This window comes from Streptococcus parasanguinis, from assembly GCF_023109675.1.
In the GTDB taxonomy this organism is placed as follows: domain Bacteria; phylum Bacillota; class Bacilli; order Lactobacillales; family Streptococcaceae; genus Streptococcus; species Streptococcus parasanguinis_I.
In genome coordinates, this window is sequence record NZ_JALDUR010000014.1 from 30,993 (window position 1) to 42,614 (window position 11,622).

Below are 11,622 nucleotides of genomic sequence, written 5' to 3' on the forward strand. Positions count from 1 at the left end.
CACAAGCTCCCTGAAAATAGCTGACTCATTACTTTTCTGTTGCTACCATTATAACCCTTTTTCTTAGAAAGTCAATAAAATTTTTAGTCTTTTTTTATACTTTTTTCTACACTTATTTAATAAAATCAGCTCAAAGAGCCCTAGTGGCCCGTCCTTTTTATCCCAAAAATAGGATACTCAATAAAGCTAAAATTGCAGGACCACCTTGGGTCAAGATAATCTTTTTATTGGCTGTCATCGCACCGTAGGCCGCAGCTCCAATAATAAAGAGCACAAAAATTGTAACAACTTCACTATTTTTAGAGACAAACAATCCATACAAGAGAAACACACCAATCAAGGCATTGTATATCCCTTGATTCTTAAATAAAGAGGTCACAGATGGGCGAGCGAGTTCTTCTTTATCCATGTTGAAAACCCGACTTGTGGTATCAGATGTAGTTCTGATGCTCTCCAAATAAAAAATATATAAATGCTCCAGTGCAGCAAGACTTGCTAAAATAATCGTCAGTAATGACATCGTAGATTCTCCTTTTTATTCGACTGTTATTTGTTCAATGCCAGATACTAATTTGTCCAGCAGGTAAGAAAATTGCTCTTGTTCTTGAGCAGTCAAAATCCGACTCATCTGTTCTTTCACCGCCACATGATGGCGAGGGGGATGTTTGACCAAACGATTATAGGCCGTATCCGTCAAATGAATTAAGATTTCCCGCTGATTCTTTGGATTTCGACTCCGATGGACAAATCCTTCCTTTTCTAAAATTTTGAAATGCCGCGTTAAAGCAGCTGGATCAATCCGCAAGCGCTCCTGAACCGCGATCTGATTGCAAGGCGCTTGTTCTAACAAATCCTGCAAGATTTGGTAACGCGTTAAGCTAATCCCTAGGCGCTTTTCAAAAAGTTGCGTAGTTGATTGATCTGCCAAACGTAGTTGGTAGAGCAAATCATTTATTTCTGCCATATTCCTTCTCCGTATTATTTTTGATAAATCAATAATTGATAAGTCAATTATAAACTTTTTCTTCTATCCTGGCAAGAAAAAGAGCTTGCACTATTCTTTCGCACAAAAAAAGCCGCCTGATTGGGCGACTCTTAGGGAGATTATTATGAAAAAGAAAAGTTTTAGGATTTTTCTAAACAAAGTTAGGAGGTCTTTGTTTATGGTTCTATTATAGCGGACATTTCTTAAAGAAAGCTTACGACTTTATTTCAAAATGAAAACAAATTCTTTACAGATTCTTTTCAGCGTTTAAAATACCTGGAATATCTAGTAAGGTGTTCATCTGATGATTGCCTTGATAGTCAGACGTCAAAAAATTGATACTCTGAATCTGGCTATTTCTTGCAAAGTCAATATCCAGGCTCCGATCCCCAATATAGTAGGTATTTTCTGGCTCCACCCCGTACTTCTCCATCAGATACCTGGCAGCTTCTGGGTCAGGCTTGCGAGCAAAACCACTTTGACTGGTCAAAATCTCTGTAAAAAAAGATTCCAAACCCAAGTCCCGCAGGATGACAAAGGCGTTCTCTCCCTTATGGGTATAGACAAACTGCTCAATTCCAGCTTCTTGTGCCCAGGATAGGACATCACGCGCCCCATCCATCAGAAGGACCTGGGCATTTTTCTCTGCTAGACTTTCAGCTCGGCGATGATTCAAGTCGGTCACATCCAGATGATACTCCTCCGCCACAGCTACTAAAAGATCTTGAACCGAATGCTTCAAGATGTAGTCTTTAATGCTGGCTCGGTCAAAGGGAAGCTGATAAGTTGCATAGGTCTCCTCAAGACCTGCTAAAATAGCATCATAGGAATCCAGCAAGGTCCCATCCAGATCCCAAATAAAAGCTCGTTTTGTCATTTTCTCTCTCCTACTTTTCGTCTATAAAGCTGACTCAAAAATAGCCAACGGAAACCATTGTCTAGCAAGGTCCCCGTCCAGACCCCTGGAAGGCCAAAACCAAGAGTTACTCCAAGCAGATAACCGGCTCCAATTCGAATGACCCACATGCCAATCGTCGTTGCATAAAATGGAAGCTTCCCATTTCCCAAGCCTTGCCAAACAGCCGTATAGATGACCGTTCCTGCTGTAAACGGCGTTCCCAACAAAGAAAAGAGGACAACCGACAGGCTAGCTTCTACCGCTTTCACATCTTGTGTGTAGAGATAGGTCAGAAGGGTGCCCCCAAAAAAGATTCCTAAGGCAATGGGTAACATTAATACAAAGGACAACCAGTAAGACTGCTTTCGAAGGCGGGCAATCTGCTCAAGATCACCTTCACCAAGGCTCCGTGCTACGAGCATGACCGTCGCTGTGGCCACTCCAAATACAGGCATGTAGTTGAACTGGGTCAAGGTCTCTCCGATGGCATTTCCTGCGACTGCCTCGGTCCCAAAAGCAACCACGATCGCAATGATTACCACATCTCCAGCCCGCATCATCAGCCGCTCTCCGGCTGCTGGAAGTGCTAAGTTCAAGAGCTTACGATCCAATCCCCAACGAAGGGGGGCAAAGGGTAGCTGGACCTTTTGCCACAAGAGGATGACGCCCACCAGACGGGCTAGCACTGTCCCCAAAGCAGCACCAACAATGCCCCAACCAAAAAGGAAAATGGCTACAGAGGAGAACAGAGCGTTTAATAGATTGGTCAACAGGCTCACATACATAGGAATACGTGGATTGTTGGCCACCCGAACCAAGGAGCCCAAGGTCGTCATCAATCCTAAGAGAACTATGGTCCCGCCAACCAAGGAAAGGTAAATCCCCCCACTTTCGGCTACTGCAGCTTCAGTCCCCAACAGCGAAATCATCTGGCGTCCAAATAACAGCGAAGCCCCTCCTAAGAGAGCACTCAACAACAAGGTCACCTTCAGTGACTCTGTCGCATGGTAGGCAATGTTTTCTTGATTTTTTTCGCCCAAGCTTTTGGACATGACACTGGCAACTGCCGCACCCAGTGCCAAAAAGATGGCTTGATAGATGGTGATGATGTTTCCTGCGACGGAAACACCTGAAATGGCAATCAAGCCCAGGTGAGCCACTAAATAAGAGTCCACCATACCCATCAGCATTTGTAAGAAATTTTCACCCATGGCAGGAAGGGCAATGTTTAAGATTTTTTTGTATGAATTCATGAGTATATAAAAGAGCCAAACGGCTCTTTTGATCTTTCTAATAGGGAGAATTACAGTCCCAAGTAGTCTTCTACGGCTGCTTGCATGTCTTTAGCAGCTACGCTTGTACGATGGCGAACCGGCGCAGTTTCAAGACCGTCTACAGCCGGTGGCACAGGAACACCTGAGAGGGTGTGCAATTTGGCCAAGGCTTCGAAATCGCCTAGACCTGTCTCGCCCGTCACTGCTTCTACTGCCACAACTGGGAATTTATAAGGACTTGCTGTAGAGGCAATGACTGTTTTAGCAGCATCCCCTGTTTGGGTCCGGTATTTTTGATAAACGGCTGATGCTACAGCTGTATGAGGGTCTTCGATGTAATCAGATGCTTCATAGACCCGCTTGATCTCTGCAGCAGTTTCTGCTTCATCTGCGTATGCAGCCGCAAACAAATCTAAGATATCTGCATCAAAGTTGGACAATTGGTATTGACCTGTTGCAACGAGGCTTTCCATCAACTCTTTGGTCTTTGTGGCATCATTGCCTACCAAGTGGAAGATCAAACGTTCCAAGTTTGAAGAGACTAAGATATCCATCGATGGACTAGTGGTTACTTTGAAGCTGCGTTTCTTATCATAGACACGTGTTTTGAAGAAGTCTGTCAAAACATTGTTCTCGTTTGAGGCACAGATCAATTTCCCAACTGGAAGACCGATTTGTTTGGCATAGAAAGCTGCCAAGATATTTCCAAAGTTTCCTGTTGGCACGGTAAAGTTGACTTTTTCTCCCGCTGTGATTTGGCCTGTCTTCACCAATTGCGCATAGGCGTATACGTAATAGACAACCTGAGGCACCAAACGGCCAATGTTCATAGAGTTAGCTGATGAGAATTGCATCTTGTTGGCTGCTAATTTTTCACGAAGCGCCACATCATTGAACATGTGTTTGACATTGGTTTGGGCATCGTCAAAGTTTCCATCGATCGCGATGACATGGGTATTGTCCCCCGTTTGAGTCGTCATTTGCAATTCTTGCACCTTGCTGACACCGTCTTTTGGATAAAAGACAATGATCTCTGTCCCTGGAACATTAGCAAAACCTGCCATAGCAGCTTTTCCAGTATCTCCAGAAGTCGCTGTCAAGATGACAATCTTGTTTTCCAGACCGTGCTTTTTAGCTGCTGTTGTCATAAAGTAAGGCAAGATCGACAAAGCCATATCTTTAAAGGCAATGGTGGAACCGTGGAAGAGCTCCAAGTTGTATTGTCCATCGAGTTTGACAAGCGGAGCAATAGCTGGGGTATCAAACTTGCTGTCATAAGCATGAGAAATACAGTAGTCTAACTCTTCTGCTGTAAAGTCGTCCAAAAAGGCTGACAAAACAAGCTTGGCCACTTCTTGGTAAGAAGCATCTTTGAGGGTATCAAAATCCAGCTCTACTTGAGGATAAGAGACTGGAGTAAACAAACCGCCATCTGTCGCCAATCCTTGAAGAATGGCTTGACTAGCTGTTACAGTATTTTTTTCATCTCGTGTTGATTGATAAACTAATGTCATGACTGTTTCATTCCTTTACTAGTAGTCTTCTCATTATATCATAAATGTCAGAAAATTTAACGGCTTTTCGCCAAATCTTGGCAAAGGTCGGCAAACAGAATCAAGATAAAAGAGAGCAGGAGCAACCATTTTGCCCCTACTCCCAGATAAATCTTGTCTATCCTTGTCTTTCCCGTTCGATCAAGCCAATCCCAACTCTGCTAAAACAGATGGGAAGTCTTTCTTCAAGCTTTCAAGAGCTACCGTTACTTCTTGACGAGTTTGGTTGTTTTTCACAGTGACTTGACCGCTTTCAACCTCACTGCTTCCTAAGGTAATCAAGGCTTTGGCCGCAAAGACATCTGCTGACTTAAATTGTGCCTTGAGCTTACGTCCAAGATAGTCACGTTCTGCCTTGAAGCCTTGGATTCGAAGGGCTTGAACCAAGCTAAGCGCTGCTTCATTGACCTCATCTCCTAGGACAGCGATGTAGGCATCTAGGCCTGTTTCGATCGGTAATTCAATGCCTTTCTTTTCAAGAACGAGAAGGATCCGTTCCACACCGATACCAAATCCAAAACCAGCTGTCGCAGGGCCACCGAAGTATTCAACCAACCCATCATAGCGACCACCTGCACAGACTGTCAATTCATTGCCTTCAATTTCTGTAATGAACTCAAAAATCGTGTGGTTGTAGTAATCCAAGCCACGCACCATATTGGTATCGATGACATAGGCTACCCCCAAGTCTTCTAACATCCGACGAACCGCATCAAAATGCGCTTGGCTTTCTTCATCAAGATAGTCTAGGATGGAAGGAGCCTGTTCAACCGCCGCCTTGTCTTCTTTTTCTTTTGAATCCAAGACACGAAGCGGATTTTCTTCTAAGCGACGTTGGCTGTCCTTAGACAATTGATCCTTCATTGGCAAGAGGTAATCAATCAAGGCTTGACGATAAGCCTGACGACTAGCAGGGCTTCCCAAGGTGTTCAAGTGCAAGGTTACATTGTCAATTCCTAGTTCTTTCAGGAATTGCGCTGCCATGGCAATGGTTTCGACATCCGTTGCAGGATTGCTCGATCCAAAGCATTCTACCCCAATTTGGTGGAATTGACGCAAACGACCTGCTTGAGGACGTTCATAGCGGAACATTGGGCCTATGTAATAGAACTTACTTGGTTTTTGTACCTCAGGCGCAAAGAGTTTATTTTCTACATAGGAGCGGACAACAGGAGCTGTTCCTTCTGGACGAAGCGTGATATGACGGTCTCCCTTGTCATAGAAGTCATACATTTCTTTGGTAACGATATCCGTCGTATCCCCTACTGAACGGCTGATGACTTCATAATGTTCGAAGATCGGTGTGCGGATTTCATCATAATTGTATCGCGCAAAGACCTTGCGTGCAAAGCCTTCTACATATTGCCATTTCGCTGAATCACCAGGAAGGATATCCTGGGTCCCTTTTGGTTTTTGTAATTTCATAGCCTTCATCCTTTGTCTTACTTTTGCCTCTATTTTACCACAAATTCGAAGAGAAATGGAGACTGGACAGAATTTCCTTCGTTCGACACGTTCAAAACCTCTTTCTCTTCTTGCCTTATCAGCCGAATTATGAGAAAATGGAAGCCATACTACACTGAAAGGATCTTGCGATGAGAGAGGATATCAAAATCAATGACCGCGCCCTCGCACTAGAGAAGTCGTTAATCGAAAAATTGGAGCTTGTATTTGATACCGATGTTGAGTTAGATGTCTATAACCTAGGACTGATCTACGAGATCCATCTAGATGAAGCCGGTACTTGCAAGGTGGTCATGACCTTCACCGATACGGCTTGTAACTGTGCTGAGAGCCTTCCGATCGAAATCGTCGCTCGCCTAAAAGAAATTGAGGGGATCGAAGATGTCAAGGTGGAAGTAACTTGGTTACCCGCTTGGAAAATTACACGAATCAGCCGATACGGGCGCATCGCCCTTGGCCTTCCGCCACGATAATAAGCATTACCTTTTAAAAAATACATTCAACGAATGAAGGAAGGCATCTTCGGAAATCCGATCCACAATAAAAAACGAGGAACACCAGCTCTGCCATCAGAGTTTGTTCCTCGTTTTTTATAATGTTTAAATCCATTCAAACTTTTTCACTACCAGAATGGACTAAGCCTCGTCAGCTTTTGGTTCTGGAAGGATTTGGTACAACACGATTCCTAGAATCGTTGAAGTTGCCACACCTGTAATTTGAAGACCACCAAGGTCAATCATCAAACCACCGATCCCTGATACCAAGATCACACTAGCAATCAAGAGATTCTTTTTATTATCAAAATCAATCTTATGTTCAACTAAAATTTTCAAACCGCTAGCAGCGATAACCCCAAAGAGGGCAATAGACAAACCTCCCAATACAGGAGTTGGAATAGAGTGCAAGAGTGCTGATAGCTTCCCAATAAAGCTCATGACAACCGCAATCACTGCTGCGCCTGAAATAACGTAAACTGAGTAGACCTTACTAAGGGCCATAACCCCAATGTTTTCCCCATAAGAAGTTACTGGAGGAGCTCCAAAGAATCCAGCAATAATCTGTGCCAAGCCATCACCAGTAAGCGTATGATCAAGCCCTGGATCCTTGAAGTAATCACGCTCAGTCAAACTATTTAAAACCATGAGGTGACCAAAATGTTCCGTCATGGTCACAAAGGCAATCGGAGCCATGGTCAAAATCGCACTTGGATAGAGTTTAAAGCTATAATCTACAAATGGAATGTCAAAGTTTGGAACTTGAATCCAATGCGCCGCACTTACCTCTGAGAAATTAACAAAACTATGTCCTGTCATCAAACCAAGAGCCAATGAGAAAATATAGCCCACAATTAATCCAAGTAAAATTGGGACGACACCGACAATCTTCTTGCCATACATGTTAAAGAGGATAACCGCAAAGAGGGTCACCATCGAAATCAATAGAGCATAACCACTATAGCTTTTATTTAAGGTTGTCGCATCAGTGACTGCATTCGCCGCAAGACTCAAACCAATTACCATGATAATGGGACCAACCACGATTGGTGGAAGGACCTTATTAATCCAATCTTTACCCGCATGCTTAACAATCAGAGCTACAAACAAGTAGACCAAGCCACCCGCCATAGCACCTTGCGCAACTGCTGCGATTCCATCTGACTTCATCAGCATCTGCATAGCAGCAATATAAGCAAAACTAGACCCCATATAAGCAGGAATCTTATACTTGGTCACGGTTAAGTGAGCCAAGGTCCCCAAACCAGATGAGAACAAAGCAATGGCAGGATCAATCCCAACCAAAATCGGCACCAGCACTGTCGCCCCAAACATGGCAAACAAATGCTGGAAAGATAAACCAACCAATAAACCAGGTTTTGGCATATCATTCACATCATATTTAACGTCATTCACGATCGTAAAAACCTCCTAAAATTAAGATGCGACAAGCTATGGCTGAACAAAAACGTCTACCTTCGATGACCAAATCGTAAAGGAGTACTTCATGCTCCATCATCGACGATTTCTCTTTTTCATCAAACCACTTTTCAACTATACAAAAAAATCCCCCACAACAAGGAGATACACAAAATATAGGCTGGTCTTCCCAGGCCTTTCATTTCCATAGCTCCTTGCCTGCCTCTCTGGACAGTATTAAAGGATTGATTCGATTAGTCACAATTATAGCAAATTATAGACGGATTTACAAGAAAAATGACAGATAATACACTCAAATCTCCCAAAAAGTAATATTCATACGCTTCAGCGACAGGGTTAAAAATAGCGACTTTGAGCCAAAAAAGAGGCTGGGACAAAAGTCCTAGCCTCTCAATTATTTTTGGATTGTCGAGCAAGACGCAGTGGTTGAGTGGGCTCTACTACACTGATTTCATCAGCTTTTACAGCCCTACTCAACTGTGCGGAGGTGGGACGACGAAATCGAATTCTAACGAATTACCGATTTCTGTCCCACTCTCTCTTTGGACAAAGTCGTCCTTGTAATTACTGTTTACCAGACTGTTCCATATTCCAGAAGTCGGTTACGGCACCACGTGATGCTGAAGAAACGATGTGGGCGTATTTACCCAGAACCCCACGGCTATACAGTGGCGGCAAGGTTGTTTCTGCCTTGCGTTTCGCTAACTCTTCGTCTGAAACGTGCATGGTGATTTCTTTGGTATCTTGGTCAACCGTTACCAGATCTCCTGTGTGGAGGTAGGCGATCGGGCCACCAACCTGAGCTTCAGGCGCAATGTGACCAACAACGAGACCATACGTACCACCAGAGAAGCGTCCGTCTGTCAAGAGGGCTACCTTGTCTCCTTGGCCTTTCCCAACAATCATGGATGACAAGGATAGCATTTCCGGCATACCAGGACCACCCTTAGGACCTACGAAACGAACAACGACAACGTCGCCATCCACAATTTCATCCGAAAGAACGGCTTCAATGGCAGCTTCTTCGGAGTCAAAGACCTTAGCAGGGCCCGTGATGTTGCGGACCTTCACACCTGATACTTTGGCAACTGCTCCTTCAGGAGCCAAGTTCCCTTTCAAGATGATCAATGGACCATCCGCACGTTTCGGATTTTCAAGTGGCATGATGACTTTTTGACCCGGTGTCAAATCAGCGAAGGCTTCCAAGTTCTCAGCTACTGTTTTACCAGTACATGTGATGCGATCTCCATGAAGGAACCCATTCTTAAGAAGATATTTCATGACGGCAGGCACACCACCGACATTGTAAAGGTCTTGGAAGACGTATTGACCAGAAGGTTTCAAGTCTGCCAAGTGAGGCACGCGCTCTTGGAAATCATTGAAGTCTTCAAGGGTCAAGTCCACATTGGCTGCGTGAGCAATCGCGAGCAAGTGAAGAGTGGCATTGGTGGAACCACCTAGCGCCATGGTCACGGTAATAGCATCTTCAAAGGCTTCACGGGTCAAGATGTCAGATGGCTTGAGTCCCATTTCCAGCATCTTGACAACAGCACGACCTGCTTCTTCGATATCGGCCCTCTTATCCGCTGATTCAGCAGGGTGAGAAGAGGAACCTGGCAAGCTCATCCCAAGGACCTCGATCGCTGTCGCCATGGTGTTGGCCGTATACATCCCACCACAGCCACCAGGGCCAGGGCAGGCGTTACATTCCAGTTGCTTCACTTCTTCAGCCGTCATATCACCGTGATTCCATTTCCCAATTCCTTCGAAAACCGAAACCAGGTCGATATCTTTTCCATCAAGATTCCCTGGGGCAATAGTCCCACCATAAGCAAAGATCGCTGGGATATCCATATTGGCAATGGCAATCATCGAACCAGGCATGTTCTTATCACAGCCCCCGATGGCTACAAAAGCATCAACGTTGTGACCACCCATAGCTGCTTCGATAGAATCCGCAATGATATCGCGAGATGTTAGGGAGAAGCGCATACCAGGAGTCCCCATAGCAATCCCGTCCGCAACCGTAATGGTCCCAAATTGAACCGGCCAAGCACCTGCATCTTTCACACCTTCTTTGGCCAATTTTCCAAAATCGTGAAGGTGGATGTTACAAGGGGTATTTTCCGCCCATGTCGAAATCACTCCAACAATCGGTTTCTCAAAACTTTCATCGGTCATTCCCGTCGCGCGAAGCATGGCACGGTTGGGAGATTTTACCATGCTATCGTAGACACTACTACGATGGCGTTTGTCTAATTCTGTCATGTCATTCCTCTCGTTTCATTTTTTACCATTATAGCATAAAAGAGAGCACAAAGATAGGCAAGGTCTTTGAAGAGACAGACGACAGAAAAGTTTCTTTCAAAAATTTCAATTTTTTTGTCAAGTAACTTTACTTTACAAAAAAGTTTTGTTATACTGTTACAGTTGATGAAAATCAAACCTAATTGAATTTATATCTTAAAAGGAGAAAAACGAAATGGCAGTACCTGCACGTCGCACATCAAAAGCGAAGAAAAACAAACGTCGTACGCACTACAAAGTAACAGCTCCATCTGTAAACTTTGACGAAGCAACTGGAGATTACTCACGTTCACACCGTGTATCACTTAAAGGATACTACAAAGGACGTAAGATCGCTAAAGCTGCATCAGCTGAATAATAGAAGGGAGATACCATGCGCGTAAATATTACACTTGAACACAAAGAATCTGGTGAACGCTTGTACCTTACTTCTAAAAACAAACGTAACACTCCAGACCGTCTTCAATTGAAGAAATACTCACCAAAACTTCGCAAACACGTTGTGTTTACAGAGGTGAAATAGGGGTTCACTACACGTCAATAGATGTTAGAAACCTTGATTTTAAGCGATTCTTGAAATTCTAAATTTCACTACATTGCAATATAAATCAACCGAATCACTACCTTTTTCACTACCTTTTTTGAAATAAGAATAATGATTCGGATATATAAAAGAAGAGGAACTTTATTGTGAAGCTCCTCTTTTTGTTATGTGTTCTTTTTCTCACAGATCGTATGACCTGGTTTGGAAAGTATGAATTTCAGTTGGACTAAAAACAGCGTAATATCAAGACTTTTCTCCGCTTTTATAAAAGCGTTTTTCCAATCAAATTCAACTAATTTTATCTAAATGGTGTGGATTTTACCCCCAAAATTACAGAGAATGGAGCTGATAAACACTAAACGTTCACACCATTAGTTAAATGATTTTTTTCATCATTTTTCTTAGATGATAGAACTTCTAATTTATTTCTTATTCAAGCAAAAACAACCTGCTATAAGTAAGAAAGAGGAAGATACAAGAAAAACACGGCGTAAAAACCGATTCAGTTCATTGTCCTCAATCCTTGTCTGCTTCATTTTCTTTTACGAGATCGTTTTGTGAATCTTTTTCAGAGAGTTTTTGATCAATATACTTGTCAATGTTTTCATAAAATTCCTTGGTCGCTTCACTATCTAATGTTGGCGAGTTCTGAACTTGATTCAC

The 11,622-nt window shown here is 43.4% G+C and carries 11 protein-coding genes and 1 pseudogene; 3 read left to right on the forward strand and 9 right to left on the reverse strand.

Annotation, left to right across the window (positions count from 1 at the left end; translation table 11 throughout):
- Positions 1-157 precede the first annotated feature (157 nt).
- The 6 genes from M1G14_RS09165 to hisS all read right to left on the reverse strand — a co-directional run bounded on the left by M1G14_RS09165 (position 158) and on the right by hisS (position 6,135).
- Complete coding sequence (locus M1G14_RS09165) at positions 158-520, reverse strand: DUF1304 domain-containing protein (protein WP_023920162.1); 363 nt, start codon at positions 518-520, stop codon at positions 158-160.
- Positions 521-535: 15 nt separating this feature from the next.
- The gene (locus M1G14_RS09170; protein ID WP_049522922.1) at positions 536-964 is read right to left on the reverse strand and encodes a MarR family winged helix-turn-helix transcriptional regulator; all 429 of its coding nucleotides are present in this window, start codon (positions 962-964) and stop codon (positions 536-538) included.
- Positions 965-1,232: 268 nt separating this feature from the next.
- Positions 1,233-1,862 (reverse strand): HAD-IA family hydrolase, encoded by a 630-nt coding sequence (locus M1G14_RS09175; protein ID WP_049475261.1) that lies wholly within the window; start codon positions 1,860-1,862, stop codon positions 1,233-1,235.
- Positions 1,859-3,136 (reverse strand): MATE family efflux transporter, encoded by a 1,278-nt coding sequence (locus M1G14_RS09180; protein WP_049475260.1) that lies wholly within the window; start codon positions 3,134-3,136, stop codon positions 1,859-1,861. Before M1G14_RS09180 ends, M1G14_RS09175 begins: the two co-directional genes overlap by 4 nt.
- Positions 3,137-3,186: 50 nt before the next feature.
- Positions 3,187-4,671 (reverse strand): threonine synthase, encoded by a 1,485-nt coding sequence (gene thrC / locus M1G14_RS09185; protein ID WP_049522923.1) that lies wholly within the window; start codon positions 4,669-4,671, stop codon positions 3,187-3,189.
- A 180-nt stretch (positions 4,672-4,851) separates the two neighbouring features.
- Positions 4,852-6,135: a histidine--tRNA ligase gene (gene hisS / locus M1G14_RS09190; RefSeq protein WP_003010893.1), complete on the reverse strand. Its 1,284-nt coding sequence runs from the start codon at positions 6,133-6,135 to the stop codon at positions 4,852-4,854.
- Between the two features lie 170 nt (positions 6,136-6,305).
- Here hisS and M1G14_RS09195 point away from each other — a divergent pair, with 170 nt between their 5' ends.
- On the forward strand, positions 6,306-6,647 hold the full coding sequence (locus M1G14_RS09195; protein WP_049522924.1) for a metal-sulfur cluster assembly factor: 342 nt from the start codon (positions 6,306-6,308) through the stop codon (positions 6,645-6,647).
- A 162-nt stretch (positions 6,648-6,809) separates the two neighbouring features.
- Here M1G14_RS09195 and M1G14_RS09200 read toward each other — a convergent pair whose 3' ends face one another.
- The gene (locus M1G14_RS09200) at positions 6,810-8,084 is read right to left on the reverse strand and encodes a uracil-xanthine permease family protein (protein WP_049522925.1); all 1,275 of its coding nucleotides are present in this window, start codon (positions 8,082-8,084) and stop codon (positions 6,810-6,812) included.
- A 588-nt stretch (positions 8,085-8,672) separates the two neighbouring features.
- The gene (ilvD, locus tag M1G14_RS09205) at positions 8,673-10,376 is read right to left on the reverse strand and encodes a dihydroxy-acid dehydratase (protein ID WP_049523118.1); all 1,704 of its coding nucleotides are present in this window, start codon (positions 10,374-10,376) and stop codon (positions 8,673-8,675) included.
- A 214-nt stretch (positions 10,377-10,590) separates the two neighbouring features.
- Here ilvD and rpmF point away from each other — a divergent pair, with 214 nt between their 5' ends.
- On the forward strand, positions 10,591-10,773 hold the full coding sequence (gene rpmF / locus M1G14_RS09210; RefSeq protein WP_003009516.1) for a 50S ribosomal protein L32: 183 nt from the start codon (positions 10,591-10,593) through the stop codon (positions 10,771-10,773).
- A gap of 15 nt (positions 10,774-10,788) precedes the next feature.
- Positions 10,789-10,938 (forward strand): 50S ribosomal protein L33, encoded by a 150-nt coding sequence (rpmG, locus tag M1G14_RS09215; RefSeq protein WP_001265622.1) that lies wholly within the window; start codon positions 10,789-10,791, stop codon positions 10,936-10,938.
- A gap of 537 nt (positions 10,939-11,475) precedes the next feature.
- On the opposite strand, the pseudogene M1G14_RS09220 reads toward rpmG, so the two are convergent.
- Positions 11,476-11,622: pseudogene (locus M1G14_RS09220) on the reverse strand (TIGR00341 family protein); the annotation flags it as partial.